At 31.9% G+C, this 20,848-nt stretch carries 19 protein-coding genes; 6 read left to right on the top strand and 13 right to left on the bottom strand.

The annotated features are described in order from the left end of the window. Positions 1-83: 83 nt before the first annotated feature. The 6 genes from B8963_RS09725 to B8963_RS09750 all read right to left on the bottom strand — a co-directional run bounded on the left by B8963_RS09725 (position 84) and on the right by B8963_RS09750 (position 7,956). Positions 84-2,528: a TonB-dependent receptor gene (locus B8963_RS09725; protein ID WP_084061335.1), complete on the bottom strand. Its 2,445-nt coding sequence runs from the start codon at positions 2,526-2,528 to the stop codon at positions 84-86. Next, positions 2,509-3,855, bottom strand: coding sequence for an HTTM domain-containing protein (locus tag B8963_RS09730; RefSeq protein WP_084061336.1), 1,347 nt, complete (start codon positions 3,853-3,855; stop codon positions 2,509-2,511). Before B8963_RS09730 ends, B8963_RS09725 begins: the two co-directional genes overlap by 20 nt. A 5-nt stretch (positions 3,856-3,860) precedes the next feature. Continuing rightward, entirely contained in the window at positions 3,861-4,982 is a 1,122-nt protein-coding gene (locus B8963_RS09735) for an imelysin family protein (RefSeq protein ID WP_084061663.1), read from the bottom strand. Positions 4,983-5,050: 68 nt separating this feature from the next. Continuing rightward, the gene (locus B8963_RS09740) at positions 5,051-6,274 is read right to left on the bottom strand and encodes a DUF4856 domain-containing protein (RefSeq protein ID WP_084061337.1); all 1,224 of its coding nucleotides are present in this window, start codon (positions 6,272-6,274) and stop codon (positions 5,051-5,053) included. A gap of 155 nt (positions 6,275-6,429) precedes the next feature. Further along, a complete protein-coding gene (locus B8963_RS09745; protein ID WP_084061338.1) occupies positions 6,430-7,296 on the bottom strand; it encodes a hydroxymethylglutaryl-CoA lyase in 867 nt (288 codons plus the stop codon). A gap of 33 nt (positions 7,297-7,329) precedes the next feature. Further along, positions 7,330-7,956: a LysE family translocator gene (locus tag B8963_RS09750; protein WP_084061339.1), complete on the bottom strand. Its 627-nt coding sequence runs from the start codon at positions 7,954-7,956 to the stop codon at positions 7,330-7,332. A 92-nt stretch (positions 7,957-8,048) separates the two neighbouring features. Here B8963_RS09750 and B8963_RS09755 point away from each other — a divergent pair, with 92 nt between their 5' ends. After that, positions 8,049-8,465: a Dabb family protein gene (locus B8963_RS09755; protein ID WP_084061340.1), complete on the top strand. Its 417-nt coding sequence runs from the start codon at positions 8,049-8,051 to the stop codon at positions 8,463-8,465. Here B8963_RS09755 and B8963_RS09760 read toward each other — a convergent pair. After that, on the bottom strand, positions 8,462-9,502 hold the full coding sequence (locus B8963_RS09760) for a quinone-dependent dihydroorotate dehydrogenase (RefSeq protein ID WP_084061341.1): 1,041 nt from the start codon (positions 9,500-9,502) through the stop codon (positions 8,462-8,464). The two genes, B8963_RS09755 and B8963_RS09760, sit on opposite strands and share 4 nt — an antisense overlap. Before the next feature lie 85 nt (positions 9,503-9,587). Further along, a complete protein-coding gene (locus tag B8963_RS09765; protein ID WP_143312507.1) occupies positions 9,588-10,001 on the bottom strand; it encodes a hypothetical protein in 414 nt (137 codons plus the stop codon). Positions 10,002-10,205: 204 nt separating this feature from the next. Between B8963_RS09765 and pepT the strand changes: the two genes are divergently transcribed. Both pepT and B8963_RS09775 read left to right on the top strand, forming a co-directional pair. After that, positions 10,206-11,429, top strand: coding sequence for a peptidase T (pepT, locus tag B8963_RS09770; protein ID WP_084061664.1), 1,224 nt, complete (start codon positions 10,206-10,208; stop codon positions 11,427-11,429). A gap of 11 nt (positions 11,430-11,440) precedes the next feature. Continuing rightward, entirely contained in the window at positions 11,441-12,040 is a 600-nt protein-coding gene (locus B8963_RS09775; RefSeq protein ID WP_084061343.1) for a YdeI/OmpD-associated family protein, read from the top strand. Between the two features lie 45 nt (positions 12,041-12,085). Here the strand turns inward: B8963_RS09775 and yajC are convergent, their stop codons facing one another. Genes yajC through nusB form a run of 3 tightly spaced genes read right to left on the bottom strand, consistent with a single transcriptional unit; the run spans position 12,086 to position 13,856 of the window. After that, positions 12,086-12,382 carry a preprotein translocase subunit YajC gene (yajC, locus tag B8963_RS09780; protein ID WP_084061344.1) on the bottom strand — a complete coding sequence of 99 codons (297 nt, stop codon included), beginning with the start codon at positions 12,380-12,382 and terminating at the stop codon, positions 12,086-12,088. Positions 12,383-12,389: 7 nt separating this feature from the next. Next, positions 12,390-12,866, bottom strand: a complete 477-nt coding sequence (locus B8963_RS09785) for a DUF1573 domain-containing protein (RefSeq protein WP_084061345.1) — start codon at positions 12,864-12,866, stop codon at positions 12,390-12,392. 42 nt (positions 12,867-12,908) lie between these two features. Continuing rightward, positions 12,909-13,856, bottom strand: a complete 948-nt coding sequence (gene nusB / locus B8963_RS09790; protein ID WP_084061346.1) for a transcription antitermination factor NusB — start codon at positions 13,854-13,856, stop codon at positions 12,909-12,911. 174 nt (positions 13,857-14,030) lie between these two features. Here nusB and B8963_RS09795 point away from each other — a divergent pair, with 174 nt between their 5' ends. From B8963_RS09795 to B8963_RS09805, 3 genes are all read left to right on the top strand, one after another. Continuing rightward, positions 14,031-15,785, top strand: coding sequence for an ABC transporter ATP-binding protein (locus B8963_RS09795; RefSeq protein WP_084061347.1), 1,755 nt, complete (start codon positions 14,031-14,033; stop codon positions 15,783-15,785). A 73-nt stretch (positions 15,786-15,858) separates the two neighbouring features. Beyond that, positions 15,859-16,236: a PUR family DNA/RNA-binding protein gene (locus B8963_RS09800; RefSeq protein ID WP_084061348.1), complete on the top strand. Its 378-nt coding sequence runs from the start codon at positions 15,859-15,861 to the stop codon at positions 16,234-16,236. A 90-nt stretch (positions 16,237-16,326) separates the two neighbouring features. Further along, positions 16,327-18,849 (top strand): M14 family metallopeptidase, encoded by a 2,523-nt coding sequence (locus tag B8963_RS09805; RefSeq protein ID WP_084061349.1) that lies wholly within the window; start codon positions 16,327-16,329, stop codon positions 18,847-18,849. A gap of 38 nt (positions 18,850-18,887) precedes the next feature. Here B8963_RS09805 and B8963_RS09810 read toward each other — a convergent pair whose 3' ends face one another. Further along, a complete protein-coding gene (locus B8963_RS09810; protein ID WP_084061350.1) occupies positions 18,888-19,925 on the bottom strand; it encodes a lysophospholipid acyltransferase family protein in 1,038 nt (345 codons plus the stop codon). Further along, the gene (locus B8963_RS09815) at positions 19,922-20,845 is read right to left on the bottom strand and encodes a bile acid:sodium symporter family protein (protein WP_084061351.1); all 924 of its coding nucleotides are present in this window, start codon (positions 20,843-20,845) and stop codon (positions 19,922-19,924) included. The genes B8963_RS09810 and B8963_RS09815 overlap by 4 nt, the downstream gene beginning before the upstream one ends. Positions 20,846-20,848 lie beyond the last annotated feature (3 nt).

Consider the following 20,848-nt stretch of genomic DNA (forward strand, 5'->3'; position numbering starts at 1 on the left):
TATACGATTTTTATTGGTTAAACTCCTTGACGCTAAAAATATATGATGATTTGATTTACTCGATGATACTAAATTTAAAAAATTTATAATTTAAACTGTAATGTTGTATAAAACGTTCTTGTTTGTGATGGCAAAATTCCAGGGCCTGGATAGCCTGTAGCTCTACGAGTAAAATAGTTTTTATCTAAAAGATTGTTTATTCCTGCTTCTAATTTAAAATACGAAAAAGAATATGAAAAAGAAAGATCTAAAATATCATAAGCTGGTATTTCTCCAACAATACCACTTTGACTATCAAAATCTCTTGGAGAATTAGTAGCATCGGTATACTGACTACCTAAATAGGTATACTGCAAACTTCCCAATAGGTTTTTGTATCCAAAACTCAAGCCTGTTTTTAGATTAACATTTGGAATAAATTCTACTTTATTCCCTTCTATATTGTTTTCTTCAGAAGAAATATACTCACTATCAGTTAAAGCCAAATTTACAAAGAGGTTAAGTTTCCCATTTTCATTATTAGAAATTGTTTTCCATAAATTAAAATCTATAAAACTTTCAAATCCATAGGTAACAGCATCTCCTATGTTACCTCTAAATTGTTCTTGTTGAATATCGCTCACCGCTCTTAAAACAACTCCTAAACGATTATCATATCGCAATAAAAACCCTCCTAAGTCATACGATAGTACATTACCCAATCTACCTCTAGCACCAAGATCAAATGTATACCCACTTTCATCTGAAATATTAGGGTCTATTACCAAGGATGGATTATTTATACGGATATCATTGAAGGTTACCGATCTATAATTTTGACTAAAATTTCCGTATAACTCCAAATAATTTAAAGGTTTATAACTTATGCCAACACCTAATAAAACAAATTGTCTGGCAAAATCTCGATTATCAGGTATGTCTACATTTAGAATTGGATTACCTGCATTATCCAAATTTATTTGCTTGTATTCTCCTTTACTTTCTGTTTTAATATATTCAAAACGAGCCCCTGGAGTAATTGATAAATGATCTGTTACATTAAAAATATTTTCAGCAAACAACGCTAAATTCAAGTTAGGAAATTCAAAATCGCTTTGTCTTGAATAATTTGGGTAGTCATTATCGGCAAAACTAAAATCGGCATCAGCACCATTTGTTCCCGGTCCTTGGCGTTCTGAATTTTTTGATTGATAGTATTTTGAGCCAATTAAAAACACATGGTTCGCATCCAATATACTATAACGGGTCAATACTCTTGCTTCGGCTCCCCAGTTATTAAAATTACCAACTATTAGTTCTCTAGGAGCAGTTAAATCATCTTCTTGTGAAACTCTATTTTCTCTAAAACCAACTGATTTTCTAAAAGCATCTAATGCAAATAAGTTTAAACTAAAATCAGTTTTATCAGATAGTGAATGATCTAATTTCATAGAATATAATTTCCAATCTACGTTAAACCAATTTCTTGTTCTATTGCTAAAAGTTGGATCATCTTCAAATTGTTGATCTGTTAAGCCACCTGGTTGATGCGCCAAATAATTTAAATAACTAAACTCGAATGAAACTTTGGTCCTATCTGAAAAATTATGATTTACGTGTGCATAACCATTATAAGAATCGAATTCTGAATTTGGTCTAAACCCATCTCCTGTTTTAAAATTATAAAAAGCGTAATATTGCGTTTTACCTACCGTTCCACTTAGGCTGCTAAAGTTGGTTATCAAATTGTTAGAACCCAATGTTTGCCTTGTAATCCATTCTATTTTTTTCTCTGAATTTGGCTGTTTCATTTTAAAATTAACCAAACCTCCAAATTGTGTTCCGTATTGCAATGATGCTGCCCCTCTAATAACCTCGATCCTATCTAAACCCTCTGCTGGTGGTGTATAATAGCTTTCTGGATATCCAAGCACATCGGCAGAAATATCGTATCCATTTTGCCTGGTATTAAAACTAGCTGTTCTGTTTGGATCCAAACCTCTACCGCCAATATTTAATTGTAAGCCAGCATCATTATTCTCGTAAATATTTAATCCTGCAACCTGTGCATACAACTGTCTTGCCGTACCACTAGCCAGGTTTATTGTTAAATTATCAACAAGAACTACTTCACTTTTTTTACCTTCGTATATGGAGGTGCCTTCTACCGCTTTTAGCTTATTTAAAGCAAATATTTTTTCCTTTCTTGCCACCAGAACAACTTCTGATAAATGCTCTCCTAGTGCTTCTAATGCGATAGATATAGTAGTATTATCAGTAACATTTAAATTTTGCTCAGAAATCGCATATTCATATGAAAACACCACTAATTTATAATTGCCAGGTTTAACATCATTAAACTGAAAAGTTCCATCTGCCTCGCTTACTACTTTTTTAGAGAGTTCGTAAATATACACTTCAGCATTAGCAACAGGCTCTAAAGAATCTGCGCTAGTAATTGTACCTGAAATAGTCCATTGGCTTTGTGCTGTAGAAGCAAGCAACAAAAAAACTATGCCTAAAATTATTTTAAAGTCCTTTAATTTCATCATTAAAACTAAGTATCCATTTTTTTGGTGCAAAAGAATCTTTTTCTTTTGCCAAATCCACATTAGGATCTACATAAGGCTGGCTCAATCTTCCATTTAAAGCAACGTAACTTTCTACATAAACCGCAATATCCTTTTTACCATTTTTCGAAAAATGATCTGCTAAATAGTGAGCGTATTGCAAAATAAAATCGGGTTGCGTACTCATTTGCTTTTCCTGAAAAGATGTTAAAAAATCATTATTATTAATTAAAAATGACTTTCCACTAGTCTTGTCAACAACCTTAAATTGAGCATAGCCTGCTTTTTCCATTAACATTACTCGCCATGAAAAACGATACCCTTCTTCTGTCCAGAAAAGTTCATTTTTATAAAGTAAATAACGCCATGGCAAAAGTAATTGTATTAAAAGAAATAGCCCTATTATAAACAGCGGAATTTTACTAGTTGTTTTTTGTTTAGCTGTTATATTATCCAGTGGTTTTAATTTTAAAAGTTTTGAAGTCTTTGCAATTAACTTTTCGTGAAAACTACTATCAAAAAAAATTAAAGCGCTTACAATCATGACAAAAGGAAATACACCTATCGGAAACAAAATACTTGTAAGTAAATGAAAAACCACTACCAGGAAGAAACCAAACCAACGTGTGGGTTTATATAGTAACAGAAATGGTATCATCAAATCATATAATGCTCCTCCCCAACTAAAGGCATAATGCACCCATTCTTTTTGCAATAGATTTCCTAAAATGGGTAAATCATAATTTGAAGGCAACCATATTTTAAGGGGCATAGCGTCTACCAACCAGTCACTATTTAATTTCGCTAAACCTGCATAAAAATATACTATGAATAGCATTACTTTTATACCATCTACATTCCACTTGGGAATATACTCTTGGTTAATTGAGTTATCTAGATAGGCATCTAAAGAAAATCTCCCATTTGCAGGCAAAAAAATCATTAGAAAACTAAGACAGCTCACAAAATAATAATGATTAAGATATGTGGTTTTATCCATCAATTCGATATAGGTAAAACATAAAAAAAAGATGATGATACTATATCTGTATTTATACCCTATTGCAATTAGAAACGAACTTATTAAACAAATAATGAATAAGGCGTAAGTATAAACGCCTAATGGCCTAATCCATTCAAAACCATAATAAGAAAAAAATAATTTAGGTTGAATATATAATTTATCTACCCAACCATAACTCAAAAACCGAAGAGTACTAAAAAACATCATCAATCCAAATAAAACACGAAAGACCGCTAAATTAGCGGCCTTAGTTTCTTTATTTAAATAAGCATTGAAATTCATACCTATTAATCTCCGTCAGCATCAACAAAATCCACATTAATACTTAGCGCCTGCAACATATCTACCTTAAGTAAAATAACATTGCGCTGCAATTCATCGTAAGTAGCGGTCATTTTAGAATTATCTGTAGTAACTTGAAGTGCCAAATCATTCAACAACTCCTCTGCTTTTGACTTTGAAACATTGAATTGATTATTTATTAGCGCACTTAAATCGTCACCATTCTTTATAGTATTTAAAAAATCTAAATAAGATTTTAGACTTTCTCCTTCTGTCGTTGAAGTAAAACTTTTACCATTAAAAAAATCTTTAGAGGCTGTAATTGCAGCTAATAATAAATCTTTTCCAATTTCTTTACTATAAAAAGCTTCAACTTTTTCTGGTAATGGATCTGCAGAAAAAACTCCTGCAGGAATGCCAATTTTTCCAGCTCTTAACGATTTTTCGTAGTAAAAAAGAAAATCATTAACCAACTTATCTACAGAGCCAGTAGCTGAAGAACTTGTGGCAGCCACAAAACTATTTCTATAACTACCTTCCCAATCATTTAAAACTGTTGTAGACAACTCTAAAATTGTAGTTGTAAGTTTATTTAAATAACCGTTATAGCCCGTTGTAGCATCTGAATTATAATAAGCTACAATTTCAGCATCGGTCTCCGCCAAACCATTTATCATATAATCAATAGCCGGGAAACCTTGTATAGCAATATTTGATGGTAATGAAAAGTTATAGGTATTACTTGCTACATTTTCTTCTATTTTTTGAACGTCTGTAGGATATACGTTTAACCTATTTCTAAAGTTTAGTTCTTCTGCTTTACCAATTTCAAACATAGACACACTTTGAAAAGCCAAATAGGCATTTTTCCATGCACTACGTAAACTTTGCAAATTTACTTCTGATGGGGATTCTGTGAATACCGTAGATGCCTGAACCATGGCCGCAACCTCTATATTAAATGCGTTATGCGCAGGAATAATAATATTATCTGCCCAATTTACAAGCATTGCACTCCGGTTGAAATTATCCTCAACTTCTGAGGTTCCACCTCCATTATCACTTGTTGAACAAGCAAATACTATTAAACTCAAAAAGATAAATCCTAATACTTTTGTTCTTTTCATACTAACATTTTGTAACATCAAGCCTTATTTAATGAAATAAGGCTTTGTATTTTATGTATTCTACTTTTTTATTCTACACTCGCTGCTTGAGCAACAGTAAAATCAAATTTCGCTGCAATTGCCGCTGAAATACTATCAATGGTAGTTGCCTTTAAATCCCAAAGACCATTTGCTCCATCGCCTAAAAGTTGCGAAAGTAATCCATCCACTTCTTGTTTGCTAAAATATGGACTAGTTGTTCCTGGTTTTCTTGTAAATCTAAGGCTGTAAATAAAACCATAAGCCTCAGACAATGCATGAAAAGAACCAGTTATTTGGTCGTTCTCAATTTTAGTTTTAGCTTGTTGAAGGTAGTATATACCTCTAACAGCAATAACCTTAGAAATATTTTCGCGAATTATTTCTGCTTGTTCATCACGAACATTATAATTTTTAGCAACAATAGCAGCTCTACCTAATTTAAAAGCTTCAAATATATCAGCTGCAATGGTAGCAAAATCTGAATCATCATTAACACGGCCTGTATACTCGTTTAAGAACTTATCATCTGAGCCAATGGTTAAATTTGGATTTGCAGCGTTGGCAGAAGTACCATAAATATACCCATAAGCTTCATCCCATTTATGCTCCATGCTTGTATAAGTTTTACCAGCTTCTAATACATCATTGTCATTATTTGAACGATTATTTTCAGCATCTAACACAGAAGTACTCAAATAGTTATTTAAAATTTGATCTACCATTAATGCACCTAATAATGATTTAGCGAACATTTGATTGTATTCTAAACCTTGTGCATTTATATATCTTGTAGAAGTACCATCTGCAATTTGACCTGCAACACCTGCGGAAGCAACTACGTCTTTATTAGGAAAAACTTCATTTATCTGCCCTTCGATATACGCAGCAAATTCACCTTTTATGATTGCAGACTCTGTGGTATTTGCTGCAAAAAAATCTGAAGAAGCAGCTACTTTACTCTCGATGCTCTTATCAGAACTGTTTAATTCAGTTAGTGAAAAATCTACTGCATCTTTTTCATGAGCGAACATAGCTTTTATAGAAGCTTCAGTTGCTGTATCAAAAGCCTTAAAGGCATTCGTAGTTTCACCAGCCATTAAAATTCTAGTAGTTTGCCCATCAAAACTAACTGTAGAAGCACCGTCTCTTTCAAAAGTATACAATGCTGGATTTAAAATCTCTTTGCTATTATCCCCAGAATTGTTATCATCTTTATCACAAGAAACAAATAACAGTGCTGAACAAAGTACTAGTAAAATATTTTTTTTCATTATTAATTTTTATTAAGATTGAATTTAAATAAAATTTTCAGCTGCAAATCTAATATCAAAAAATATTTCGTGCAAACTTATTTGTAATAAATCTAAATAAATTTAGTGCGCATTAAAAAAAAGTAATAATCTACACTTTTTTTAGCAATAAAAATTTAATGATAGACCGAAAACAAATCCGTAGCCTTATTAAATGCTGCCTCAAATACCATCCAATTAACATTGGTATCTGCCTTTTCTGAAGTGAAGTATGAAAGTATTTTTTCAGTGGGCATATTTCCTGTAAGATCATCTTTTGCCATAGGACATCCGCCAAAACCTTGAATTGCTCCATCAAATCTTCTGCAACCCGATTTATAAGCGGCATCAATTTTCTCATGCCATTTGGTTGGTGTGGTATGCAAATGTGCACCAAATTCTATATGCGGGTATTTTGGAATAAGATTAGAAAATAAATATGTTATTTCCTCAGGGGTTGATGTTCCTACAGTATCTGATAAGGACAAAATATCTACACCCATTGCTGCCAACTTCTCGGTCCATTCGCCAACTATTTCAACATTCCAAGGATCTCCATATGGGTTACCAAATCCCATGGAAATATAGGTAACTACTCTTTTGTTGGCTTTATCAGAAATTTCTAATATTTCCTTTAAGGTGTCTACAGACTCGGCAATAGTTTTATGTGTATTTCGCATTTGAAAATTCTCCGAAATAGAAAATGGATATCCTAAAAAATCTATTTTCTCTTGTACAACAGCATCTTCTGCGCCTCGAACATTCGCAACAATCCCCAATAATTTACTTTTAGTTTTCGACAAATCTAATTGTGACAATACCTCTGCCGTATCTGCCATTTGTGGAATTGCTTTTGGAGATACAAAACTACCAATATCAATAGTATCAAAACCACAGCCAAGTAAAGATTGAATGTATTTTACCTTTTGAGCCGAAGGAATAAAGGTTTTTATTCCTTGCATAGCATCTCTGGGGCATTCAATTATTTTTACTTTCTCTGACATAGGAATAGTTTTGTCTTAACACCAAAATTACCATTATTTATTTGAAAAAAATAAATATATGGCAATGCCTATAAATACCACAATTTGTACCCATTTAAGAATTACTCCTATATTTTTATGTGATTTTATATAGTAAGATACTGCACTGGACATAACAGCAATAAAGTAAAAAACTAAAAAAGAAACTAGTATAAATATAAAACCAAGTATATAAAATTGGTATACTGAAGACATTGTATTACTAAATAAAAAACCAGGGAAAAAAGCTAGGAAGAATATGGTAACCTTAGGGTTTAACACATTCATTATAAAACCTTGCTTATACAACTGCCCAGTGCTTTTATTTTCAATTTTCTGATTGCCAATTGTAATCTCAGCAGGACTTTTAAATACCATATAAGCCAAATAAAGTAAATACATGGCTCCAAATATTTTTATTCCTAAATAAATAAAATTCTTTTCTTTTATTAAAACAGAAACACCAAAAGCTAATAAAGTTGTATGTACCAAACAACCAGACACTAAACCTAAAGCCGTTGCGATACCATACTTTTTCCCATTAACAATACTCTGCATCAATACATAAATATTATCTGGCCCTGGTGAAATGGCTAATGCTGCGGAAGCAAGTATGAATGTCAAGAGAATTTCGTAGTTCAACGCGAAGGTAATTAGTAGTAATTTGATTTAAAAGTAAGAATAAAATTAATTGCCAATGTTATTTCATATCTTTCATTCTAAAATCAAAACTAATGAAATTTAAACTTTGTTTTACACTACTATTTTTATCCTTATTAATTACTAGTTTCACTTCTAACAAAATCATCAACAAGGAAAATAGTAATATGGAAAATAAAAAAAACGACAGTCTACTTAGACATGTAGTTTTATTCAAGTTTAAAGACAACACGCCTTCAGAAAAAATAAAAGAAATAGAAGAGGCCTTTAAAAATTTACCTAATAAAATTCCACAAATACAAGGTTATGAATGGGGTTTAAACAATAGCCCAGAAAATTTAAATAAAGGCTTTACACATTGCTTTTTATTGACTTTTAAGAGTGAAACGGACCGTGATATTTATTTACCGCATCCAGACCACAAAGCATTTGGAGCGATTCTTACTCCTTATTTAGAAGATGTGTTAGTGGTTGACTATTGGAGTAATTAATAACCCCTTTCCAAAATTGCTTTATTAATTTTCTTCACTAAAGAAGGGCCTTCATAAACAAACCCTGTCCAAAGTTGAATTAAATCAGCTCCAGCATCCAATTTTTCAAGCGCATCTTCAGCAGAATGAATACCCCCTACTCCAATTATAGGAAATGCTTTATTGCTTTTTTCTGATAAAAACCGAATCACTTCGGTACTACGATTCTTTAATGGAGCGCCACTAACTCCACCAGCTTCCTCCAATAATAATTGATGCGATTTTAAATTATCACGACTTATTGTGGTATTTGTGGCTATTATACCTTCAATTTTTGTCTCTGCCACAATATCAATAATATCTAACAACTGACTATCGGTTAAATCTGGAGCAATTTTTAATAAAATAGGTTTTTCTTTAACCTGCTTTTTGGCAGCTAATTTGGTATTTGCTTTTTTAAGTTCAATAAGCAGTTTCGTAAGTGGCTCCTTATCCTGCAACTCTCGCAAACCAGGCGTATTTGGTGAGCTCACATTAACCACAAAATAATCTACTGAATCAAACAAAGCGTCAAAACAAATTAAATAATCCAATGTAGCCTTGTCGTTAGGAGTTACTTTATTCTTACCAATATTACCACCAACAATTACGCGATGCTCTTTCTTTAATTCTTCGACTGCCTCTAAAACTCCCATGTTATTAAAGCCCATTCTGTTGATAATAGCTTTATCATCAACCAATCTAAACAGACGTTTTTTAGGATTCCCATCTTGAGGCTTTGGGGTTAGCGTACCTATTTCTATAAATCCAAATCCAAAATCGGATAATTCATTATAAAGTTTAGCATTTTTATCAAATCCTGCGGCCAAACCTACTGGATTTTTAAATGTAATTCCGAATAACTCACGTTCTAGTTTTTTATCCTCAATTACATAAATAGATCTTATGATTTTAGTAAGTCCTAATTTTCCAAAAAGTTTAATCATGAAAAACGAGAAGTAGTGTACTTTTTCAGGATCAAATAAGAAAAATATTGGGCGTAAAATAAGTTTGTACATACCAATGCTAAATTTAGACAAAAATACAAACATCAGTCAGCAAGTTGACTACCTTACTTTATTTTTATTAACACTGTAATAAACGTTATTCCTCTTGTTTAGAAATCGGAGTTCTATTTGCCGAAGTACACAATAAAACATACCGTTCGTATTGTTTTGCATTAAAAAGCGAAATTAACTTTTGATCATAAATAATAGTAGTTTCAAACATACTATCCTCTAGTGCCTTATGCTTTTTAGCAAGAATTAAAAGTTCATCTGGAGTACTCTGCGGATGGGTTTCAAGCAATTTTTTAACTTCGTTTTCTTGTAAATCTCTCTCCGAAATTAACTGAGTTCTCAAAGAATCTAGTGAATGTATTTGCTCCTTATTTAATTGAAAAGTTTTGGTGATATTCTCCACATTTTTACTCCCAATATCTAAAATACAAGTCTGAGAAATGGCACTTACACTTAAAAAGGTCATTATAAATACCGATAACAAAAATTTAAAGTTCATTACTAAGAATTAGAATTTACAGCTAATATAGACATAAGAACGTGTTTTTTGGCAAAAAAATATACTGCAGGTACAGCATTTTCAGAAATAAAAATCACAACCTTCATCCAAAGCTGGAAAATAGTATTTTCTGATAAAACTTTTAAAAAAGAATACCCTTTAGAAAAAATACTAAATTTCAAATTGTATTTTTATCAAAAAAAGATGCAGCATATCATAGATAGATTTTTAAGTTATGTGAAAATTGACACACAAAGTGATGCCAATTCTAATACCACACCTAGCACAACAAAACAATGGAATTTAGCTCATAAATTAGTGGATAATTTAAAAGACATAGGCTTACCAGAAGTTTCCATTGACGAAAATGGATATATTATGGCAACACTTCCTAGCAATGCTAGCAAAAGTAATATCCCCATCATTGGTTTTATCGCTCACTATGATACTTCGCCAGATTTTTCCGGTACAAATGTTAATCCACAAATCATTAAAAACTACGATGGAAAAGACATTACACTGAATAAAGGAAAAAATATAGTCTTATCTCCAGATTATTTTGATGATTTATTACAATACAAAGGTCAAACCATAATTACAACTGATGGTACAACCTTGCTTGGCGCAGATGACAAGGCTGGTTTAACAGAAATTGTCACTGCAATGGAATACCTAATAAACAACCCCGAAATTATACACGGTACTATTAAAATAGGCTTTACTCCAGACGAAGAAATTGGAAGAGGAGCACATAAATTTGATGTAAAGAAATTTGGCGCAGATTGGGCATACACTATGGATGGAAGTCAAATTGGAGAACTAGAATACGAAAATTTTAATGCAGCTAGCGCAACTATAAATATTACAGGTAAAAGCGTTCATCCTGGGTATGCTAAAGGCAAAATGGTAAACGCCATTACCATTGCTAATGAATTCATTACTTTTTTACCAGAAAATGAAGTTCCACAAAAGACAACTGGAAGAGAAGGATTTTTTCATGTACACAATTTTTCTGGTGAGATAGAAAAAGCCAAAATTGATTTGATAATTAGGGATCATGATAAAGTGAATTTTGAAGCACGTAAAGCACTAATGCATCAAATAAAAAAAAACTTATGCGCTAAACATGGTGACTTTATTGATCTTGAAATAAAAGATCAATATTTTAATATGAAAGAAAAAATAGCACCTGTAATGCACATTGTTGACATTGCAAAAAATGCAATGGAAGTTCTTGGAATTAAGCCCATTATAAAACCAATAAGAGGTGGAACTGATGGCTCTCAATTAAGCTATATGGGATTACCATGCCCTAATATCTTTGCTGGTGGTCATAATTTCCATGGAAAATACGAGTATATTCCAGTAGAGAGCATGCAAAGTGCTGTTAAAGTGATTGTTAAAATTTGTGAACTCACTGCCAAATAAAACTCAAAATCATGTCCGACGCCGATAAAATTGAAGCTTATTTTCAAAAAAAACAACCCTTCAGAGAAGGACTACTAAGGCTTCGTGAGATTGTTAAAACCACAAAACTGTCAGAAACCTTAAAATGGGGTGCTCCGATATATACAGTAAACAACAAAAATGTAATCGGAATTCTTGCATTTAAAAACCATTTTGGCATTTGGTTTTACCACGGATCGCTTTTAAAAGATGCTAGTCAGGTTTTAGAAAACGCTCAAGAGGGAAAAACCAAATTTATGCGGCATTGGAAATTTACTAGTTTAGAGGAAATAAATGAACCTTTGATTCTAAGCTACATTAATGAAGCCATTTTATTGCAACAAAATAATTTAATACCAAAAACACAGCACAAGAAAGTCGAAAAAATTATTGTACCCGACATATTATCTAATGCCTTGAACAATAATTTAAAAGCAAAAAAGTGTTTTAAAGAGCTAACACCTTATAAACGAAAAGAATATTGCGAGTATATTACTTCAGCAAAACAAGAAAAAACAAAGCAAAGTAGACTTTTAAAAAGTTTAGATTTATTAGCCGAAGGAAAAGGATTAAACGATGCCTACAGAAATTAAAAAAGCACCCCTAAGGGTGCTTTTTCTTATACTTTCATGTATAAATTACTTTTTATCAGCCGCAGCTGGTGCATTTAATTTAGCACTCATTTCCATAGAAATTGCTGAGCGATCAAATTTAATTTTACCGGCCATTGTTTCCAACACACAAGAAGAATCCTTATCACTTAACTCTACAATTTTTCCGTGCATGCCACTTTTGGTAATTACCTTATCTCCTTTTTTAAGTTCTTCCGCAAACTTTTTCTCTTGCTTTTGGCGCTTTCTTTGAGGTGCCAACATAAAAAAGTAGAATACTACAAAAATGGCAATTAAAGGAAGGAATGGATATTTTTCTAACATAATATATTTAAGATTTTTTCAATGGGCCAACTGGAGCTCCATCAATAGGTGTTACAAATGCTTTAATTCTTAATTGTTCTGTACCTTTTTCTGTATTAGCGGTTACCGTTACAACTTTAGTTACTGCATTACTTCCAGATCCATTAAACTTCACTACTAATTCTCCTGATTCACCAGGAGCAACAGGTCCTGTTGGTCTTTCTGGCACAGTACATCCACAAGTACTTTTTGCATCAGTAATAATTAAAGGAGCATCACCTGTATTTGTAAACTTAAAAGTAGTTTCTTGTGGTGTATTTTGTACAATGGTACCAAAATCATGCTCTACTTTTTCAAAAGACATTACCGGTAGTTTCTTTGCTGCTTCATCTCTCTGCTGAGCAACTTCAACATTGGAGTTATTAATTTTGCTAGTTGCATCTTCCTTACAAGACGCCAAACCAACCATTACCAATAAACTTAACGTGATAACTATTTTTTTCATAACAGTTTAAATATTTAAAATTTGAACAAAAATAAACAATATTTACAACAACCCTCTTCCTATTTTATTAAGTTTTCCATCTTGTTGGTACTCCTTAACAAGTTTATCTAAAATACCATTAATAAAAGTACTACTCTTAGGTGTACTATACTCTTTGGCTAATTCTAAATATTCATTAATAGTTACTCTTTCTGGTATCGATGGAAAGTTTAATAATTCTGAAATGGCCATTTTAAGAAGAATTGCATCTATATCTGCAATTCTGTCTTTATCCCAATTTGGAGTTTTCCCCTCAATCTCTTTTACCAATTTTTCATTAGTAAGTAAGGTTTTGCTTAATAACCTCTTAGCAAACTCAATATCCTCTTCATCTTTCACTAATGAAGGTAAAAAATAAGATTCTGGAGCGGTTTCTTTTGTCTTTTTTAATAACTTTAAAATATAGGTGTTCACTAGAGGAAGGTCATCTATCCAAGTAAGCCTATCATCTTCAAAGTGATCATATATTTTTTCATTAGGCGCAATAATGTCTTTAAAAATATCCACTATCAATTGTTTATCATCTTGAAAAGAAGAATCTTTTTTAGACATGTATTTTAAATACATATCACTACTTACAATTTCTTTATAAAGCAGTTTAACATACTCATCATTTAAATACCAGTTCTTAAGTTTTCTTATTTCAAGCTCTTCTTGTAAAGCCTTGTTATTAGCAATAAGATTTAGAAAACTATTGTTTACAAATTTACTTTTATCCGGAAATTTATCAGTCGTGTTTGTCAAGTACGTATTTGAAGACAGCTCTACCTGCTCTTTTGCTAGTAAATGAATCTCTTTTATTAGACTCAATAGTAATAGATACAAAGCGTATGTATTTTCTATACTGAACTTTAAAAATTTCTGCTGTTTTTCCAAAGAATCATCATTGGATCTGGTTAATGCATAGATACATTGCATTACTTTTACTCTCACATGCCTTCTTGTAAGCATTTTTAAAGAACTTAAATTGGTTAAACTTGAAGATGCAAAAATAGAACTATATTTTCAATACTACCTAAAGGAATCTATAATCTTATAAGTTTAATAACATATGTTTTTATATTAAACAATTATCTTTGCTTCTTTGCGCTAATTAATTACACTATTTTTCTGTTTGCCTAACATATGAAGGAATTAAAATATATTAATAAATACTTTAAAAAGTATGCCGTACAACTACTTTTAGGAATATTTATTACCATTGTAGCAAGAGTGTTTTCATTAGTTACACCCTCGTATGTAAAAAAATCTATTGAAGTTTTAGAACGTTATGGTGGTGATCTAATTTCTAAGTCTGAGGCTAAAGAAATTCTACTGCAACATATTCTTATTATAATTGGTACGGCCTTGCTTGCAGCATTGTTTACCTTTCTAATGCGCCAAACCATTATAAAAGTGTCTCGCTTTATAGAATACGATTTAAAAAATGAAGTTTTTGATCATTATCAATTATTGAGTCTAAATTTCTATAAAAAAAATAGAACGGGCGATTTAATGAATCGTATCAGTGAAGATGTTAGTGAGGTCCGTAATTATGCCGGACCAGCATTAATGTATGGAATAAACACCATTACGCTTTTTGCCACAATTGTACCATTAATGTTTATGACTGCCCCAAAATTAGCCGTATACACTTTGCTTCCATTACCTATATTATCGGTTTTAATTTATAAAATAAGTAAGGTTATTCATAAGCGAAGTACAATTGTTCAACAATATTTATCCAAGCTATCCACCTTTACACAAGAATCTTTTTCTGGTATTTCGGTTATAAAAGCCTACAGCCTTGAAAACAAAATAAACAATGAATTAACCGATTTAGCTATTGAAGGTAAAAATAAGAGCATGGATCTTGCGAAAGTAAATGCGTGGTTTTTTCCATTAATGGTATTACTAATAGGTATCAGCACCATTTTTGTAATTTATATTGGAGGGCAACAATATATTAATGGAGAAATTACCTCTATTGGAGTTATTTTAGAATTTGTTATTTATGTAAACATGCTTACTTGGCCTGTTGCTGTAATTGGTTGGTTAACATCTATTGTACAACGTGCTGAGGCATCTCAAAAGAGAATAAATGAATTTTTAAGTATTACGCCTTCTATTAAAAATGATGTTTTAGAAGACACTCCACTAAACGGAAAGATTGAATTTAGAAACGTAACCTTCACGTATGAAGATACAGAAATCACCGCTCTAAAAAACATTTCATTTACAATAGAAAAAGGAGATACAGTGGCAATAATTGGAAAAACAGGCTCTGGAAAATCGACAATTTTAGACCTTGTAGCCAGATTATACGACGTAAGTTCTGGTGAAATTCTATTAGATGATGTACCTATTAAAAAATTAAACTTAAATAGTATCAGAACGGAAATTGGTGCCGTACCACAAGACGCCTTCTTATTTTCTGATACCATTAAAAGCAATATAAAATTTGGCAAAGAAAATGCTACTGATGAAGAAATAATTGCAGTTGCAAAAAAAGCAGTTGTTCATAAAAACATAATGGGCTTCAATAAAAAATATGATACTATATTAGGTGAGCGCGGAATTACCCTCAGTGGCGGGCAAAAACAACGTGTATCTATAGCTAGAGCACTATTAAAAGACCCTAAGATTTATTTATTTGATGATTGCCTATCAGCCGTAGACACAGAAACAGAAGAAAAAATATTGAATAATTTAAAGAATGCCTCTAAAGATAAAACCACTTTAATTGTAAGTCATAGAGTATCTTCTGCAAAAAACGCTGATAAAATTATTATTTTAAAAGAAGGTGAAATCTTACAAATTGGCACGCATAACTCTCTAATAGAGATAGATGGCTATTACAAAGATCTTTATCATGCTCAATTGATTGATAAAGAAAACTAAAAAAAGGTTGTCAGATTAGCTTTTTTTTTCCAATTTTGGAAGTACACTAATAATTAACTATAGATTTTTTAAAATGGGGGAAAAAGATTCAATGGATCAAGAAGAGATATATTCTAAAGTTCTAAGAGCTGGACGAAGAACGTATTTTTTTGATGTAAGAAGTACTAAAGCTGGAGATTATTATTTAACAGTTACTGAAAGTAAAAAGTTTACGCATGATGATGGTTCATTCCATTATAAGAAACATAAAATTTATCTTTACAAAGAAGATTTTTCTGCTTTTAGAGAAAATTTAGATGAAATGATGGACTACATTATTGACGAAAAAGGATCTGAAGTAATCTCTGAGCGTCATCAGAAAGATTTTAAGAAAGAAGATGAAGAAATTGAGAATATACCAACTACATCTTCTACAGACAGTTTTACTGATGTAAATTTTGACGATATTTAATCGTAGAAATCTAAAAAAAAAAAAAAAAGGAAAACGACTCTTATAATCAAGAGTCGTTTTTTATTTTTATAAAAACTAATTACAACCAATATGAAAAAACTACTCGTAACACTCTGCTTTTTAAGTTGCACTCTTGGGTTAGTAGCTCAAGAGAATTTAACATTGGATTATTATATTCCTCAAGGTATTTCATATAATCCGAATATTCCAAAACCAGCAGATGTGATTGGTCATGAGGTTGGAGAATGGCATGTTACGCATGACAAACTCATGTTTTACATGCAAACACTGGCGGCATCTAGTAATAGAATTACCATCGAAGAAAGAGGTACCACATTTGAAGGCAGACCATTGTTATTATTGACCATTACCTCTCCTGAAAACCATCAAAATATTGACGAAATTCAAAAAAATCATCTAGCATTAACAACCCAAGCAGGAAGCAATGCCAATGTAAGCAACATGCCAATTGTAGTCTATCAAGGATTTTCCATTCACGGAAATGAGCCTAGTGGCGCAAATGCAGGATTGGCTTATGCATACTATTTAGCTGCAGCTGAAGGCACGGAAATTGAGCAACTTTTAGAAAATACTATTATTCTAATGGATCCATCATTTAACCCTGATGGATTGCAACGTTTTGCATATTGGGCTAACACAAACAAAAGCAACAATTTAAACCCTGATAGTAATGATAGAGAATATCATGAAGTTTGGCCAGGTGGGCGTACAAATCATTATTGGTTTGATATGAATAGAGATTGGCTTCCAGTACAACTACCAGAAAGTAGAGCAAGAATTGAAACTTTTCATAAATGGATGCCTAATATTTTAACAGATCATCATGAAATGGGAACCAATTCTACCTTCTTTTTTCAACCAGGAGAACCAAGTAGAGTGCATCCTTTAACACCAAAGATAAATCAAGAACTAACAGCCGAAATTGGAACATATCATGCGAAAGCATTAGATAAAATAGGTTCTTTATACTATTCTGAAGAAAATTACGATGACTACTATTATGGAAAAGGTTCCACATTCCCAGATGTAAATGGTGGTATTGGAATTTTATTTGAACAAGCCAGTTCACGTGGACATATACAAGAAAGCGATAATGGAATTCTAACCTTTCCTTTTACTATTCGCAATCAGTTCACCACAGCTCTATCTACCATTGAGGCAGCTCAAAAAATGCGCGTCAAGATATTGACTTATCAACAAAACTTCTTTAAAGATGCATTAACGGAGGCCGCTAAGAATAAAACTAAAGCAATTGTATTTGGTGATGCTAAAGATGCTGCAAAAGCCTGGCATTTAGCTGAAATATTACAACGTCATAAAATAAAATTCAACACCCTTTCAAATGATTTGAATACTAATGGCAAATTGTTTAAAAAAGAGACTAGTTATATCATTCCGATGAATCAAAGAAATGCTAGACTTGTAAACGCAATGTTCGAAAAACGCACATCATTTACAGATAGTTTGTTTTATGATATCTCTGGATGGACATTTCCATTAGCGTTTAACCTTGATTATCAAGAACTAAATAGCTTTAGTAATGCAGCGTCAGAAATTACCGAATTACCTCCATTAAAGGGTACAATTGGCACTCAAACTAATTATGCTTATTTATTTGAATGGAATGAATATTACACGCCAAAAGCCCTTAATAAATTATTAAATAACGGAATTCGCGTAAAAGTTGGAAAATCACCTTTTACTGTTGAGGGAAAAACGTATGATTACGGCTCCATTTTAATTCCTGTTCAGAATCAAAAACTAGATTCAGACCAACTTTACAAAGTATTAACTCAAATTGCCGAAGAAAGTTTTATTAACATAACTTCTGTAGGAACAGGGCATGCCATGGGAATAGATTTGGGTAGCGGTGATTTTGAAACTGTAGAAAAACAAGAGATTGCCATGTTGGTAGGTAGCGGTATTACCTCTTATGATGCAGGAGAAATATGGCATTTATTGGATCAGCGCTATGACACTAAGCTTACAAAATTAGATACCGAATATTTAAATAGGGTTGATTTAAGTAGATATACAGCTATAGTAATTCCAAATTCTTATGGTGGATTAGACAAATCTGTTACTGAAAAACTAAAAACTTGGGTTAAGAATGGCGGTACATTAATTGGTTTCTGTAGCACTACAGAATGGTTGGCGAAGAACGAATTTATAGACCTGAAATTTAAAAAAGACACTTTAGTAGCTAAAAATATAAGTTTTGATCAAAGGCAAAATTACTTAGGCGCTCAGGTTAATGGAGGCGCTATATTTGAAGCAAATTTAGACCGATCCCATCCTATAAATTTTGGCTATAAAAATAAGAATTTAGCACTTTTTCGCGATACCAATATTTATATAGAACCAAATAAAAACAGCTACAATAACCCAATACAGTACACTTATAATCCTTTGCTAAGTGGTTATATTTCTGAAGAAAAAATTAAACTACTAAAAAACAGTGTACCCTTTCAAGTGCAACGTTTAGGAAGTGGTAGAGTAATTGCGTTTACAGATAATACCAACTTTAGAGCCTTTTGGTACGGAACAAATAAATTATTTATGAATGCTATTTATTTTAGCAAGCTTATGTAAATTAATAAGGCTATTCTTTTACTACCAAGAATAGCCTTTTAATTTGTTTTGATAAAGATTAAATTATACCCAAAAACTGCAATTACAATATAAGCTGCCACTATGGGATTATAAAGTAATGCACCTATTACGAATAAAAAAGAAAGGTAAATAGGATAAAAAAGTACGCCAAACGCAAACCTAAACGTGCTTTTAAACTCTACTTCTTTAATTTTTAATTTTACGTTGTTCCATAGAAGAATTAAAGGAAGGTTTAAACAATTAAATACAACTCTTTGAATGTTTATTGAAGGTCTTTTGTTTTGAGATTCTTTAAGATGATCTGCATTATGATCCAAATTCTGAATGGTGTTATTCACTTCTGCAGGCTTTAAAAAATCTACTCCAATTGCCGTCAATTTATTTAAGGTTTCGTTGTACCCAATTGGTTCAATATGTGTGGTTAGTTTTTTTAAATTAGCAGAAACTAAAGCTTTTATAGCATTCATAGACGCTGGAACATCATTTTTATTATAATAGGATTGAATTGCTATAGGTTTGCCATAATAAACCGCTGCCCTATCAGGGAAATCAGCAGCATTCTTGTAATTTACCCCAACTGGAATTAGTTGTATATCTAAATTTGGATACTTTTCTAAGGTATTCGATAAGATTCTTGTAAAACCTTTACTTAATGGTCTTACCCTTCGCTCCAAATTATGATTGGCTTCAGGAAAAATAACCACTGCTTCTTTATCTTTTAATAGTAAACTACAACTATCAAAAGTTTGCTGATTGTGTTTCAAAGAACTTATTCCGTCTCTCATTCTAAAAATCGGAATCATTTTACAAAAAGCAAAAATAGGCTTAAGGACAGGCGATTTAAAAACATCAGAACGTGTTAAGAAATACGGACTTCTATTGCATTTAGTGGCAATTAAAATAGTGTCTAAAAACGCATTTTGATGATTTGGCAAGAATAAAACCGGTTTATCTTTTGGGATATTAGAAATACCATATACTTTAATTTTACCAAAGTACAGGTGTAAGAGGCATTTTACCAAGCCCCTAATTGCGGAATATCCTACTTTTTTCAAGCTATTTCTTCTTTTTCAATAATCGTTTTTGAACTCCAAAAACTTGACAACATAAGGCCTGACACCAAATGCCAGATTCCCCAAAAAGCTGCCAAAAGGGCCATACCTCCTAATCCATCAAAAAATGTAAAAATTAAAAGCAGCCCCAAACCAGAATTTTGTATACCTGTTTCTATGGTGATTGTTCTAATATTTTCAGATGATAACCTAAATACTTTAGCGATGGAAAATCCGGTAAAAAAAGCAAGTAAATTATGAAATACAACTATCCAAAAAACATACACAACATAATCCATAAAAATTATTCTATTCTTGTAAAGCGCGAGAAAAATTAAGGCTACAAAAAAAACAAGCGATAATATCTTTAAGACTTTGGCAACTTTCTTTGCAATACTAGGAAAAAAGTGATTTACCAGCATCCCTAAAATAAGGGGAACACCTAATAGTAAAAATACCAATTGTATCATCTTACTAGGTTCGATTGCAATATTCTTTAAAATCTCGGAAGTTGGCCCATAAAGTGAACTCCAAAACTCTAAGTTTAATGGCGTCATTACTATGGCAAGTAGGGTAGCAATAGCGGTTAAACAAACAGATAAAGCAGTATTTCCTTTAGCCATATGGGTTATAAAATTAGAAATATTTCCCCCAGGGCAAGCGGCAACCATAAACATACCTAAAGCGATACTTGGTACTGGTTTTATAAGTACAACTAATAAAAAGGTAACAAAAGGTAAAACTACAAATTGGCTTACAACACCAATAAAAATAGGTTTTGGTTTTTTTAATAAGTCTTTAAAATCTGATACCGAAATATCTAATGCTATCCCAAACATAACTAGGGCCAATGCAAAATTTAATACCCAGAGAGATTGTTCGTCAAAATTAATATGTAGGCTATCTAATAGTGAATCTGTCAATTA

Origin of the sequence: Cellulophaga tyrosinoxydans, from assembly GCF_900176415.1 — a bacterium.
Taxonomy (GTDB): Bacteria; Bacteroidota; Bacteroidia; order Flavobacteriales; family Flavobacteriaceae; genus Cellulophaga; species Cellulophaga tyrosinoxydans.

Coding starts and splice junctions, on each gene's coding strand:
- B8963_RS09735 (WP_084061663.1), bottom strand. CDS start 4,982: ATGAAAAGAACAAAAGTATTAGGATTTATCTTTTTGAGTTTAATAGTA.
- pepT (WP_084061664.1), top strand. CDS start 10,206: ATGCAGCATATCATAGATAGATTTTTAAGTTATGTGAAAATTGACACA.
- B8963_RS09740 (WP_084061337.1), bottom strand. CDS start 6,274: ATGAAAAAAAATATTTTACTAGTACTTTGTTCAGCACTGTTATTTGTT.
- B8963_RS09760 (WP_084061341.1), bottom strand. CDS start 9,502: ATGTACAAACTTATTTTACGCCCAATATTTTTCTTATTTGATCCTGAA.
- nusB (WP_084061346.1), bottom strand. CDS start 13,856: ATGCTTACAAGAAGGCATGTGAGAGTAAAAGTAATGCAATGTATCTAT.
- yajC (WP_084061344.1), bottom strand. CDS start 12,382: ATGTTAGAAAAATATCCATTCCTTCCTTTAATTGCCATTTTTGTAGTA.
- B8963_RS09795 (WP_084061347.1), top strand. CDS start 14,031: ATGAAGGAATTAAAATATATTAATAAATACTTTAAAAAGTATGCCGTA.
- B8963_RS09725 (WP_084061335.1), bottom strand. CDS start 2,528: ATGAAATTAAAGGACTTTAAAATAATTTTAGGCATAGTTTTTTTGTTG.
- B8963_RS09805 (WP_084061349.1), top strand. CDS start 16,327: ATGAAAAAACTACTCGTAACACTCTGCTTTTTAAGTTGCACTCTTGGG.
- B8963_RS09800 (WP_084061348.1), top strand. CDS start 15,859: ATGGGGGAAAAAGATTCAATGGATCAAGAAGAGATATATTCTAAAGTT.
- B8963_RS09745 (WP_084061338.1), bottom strand. CDS start 7,296: ATGTCAGAGAAAGTAAAAATAATTGAATGCCCCAGAGATGCTATGCAA.
- B8963_RS09775 (WP_084061343.1), top strand. CDS start 11,441: ATGTCCGACGCCGATAAAATTGAAGCTTATTTTCAAAAAAAACAACCC.
- B8963_RS09730 (WP_084061336.1), bottom strand. CDS start 3,855: ATGAATTTCAATGCTTATTTAAATAAAGAAACTAAGGCCGCTAATTTA.
- B8963_RS09785 (WP_084061345.1), bottom strand. CDS start 12,866: ATGAAAAAAATAGTTATCACGTTAAGTTTATTGGTAATGGTTGGTTTG.
- B8963_RS09765 (WP_143312507.1), bottom strand. CDS start 10,001: ATGAACTTTAAATTTTTGTTATCGGTATTTATAATGACCTTTTTAAGT.
- B8963_RS09755 (WP_084061340.1), top strand. CDS start 8,049: ATGAAATTTAAACTTTGTTTTACACTACTATTTTTATCCTTATTAATT.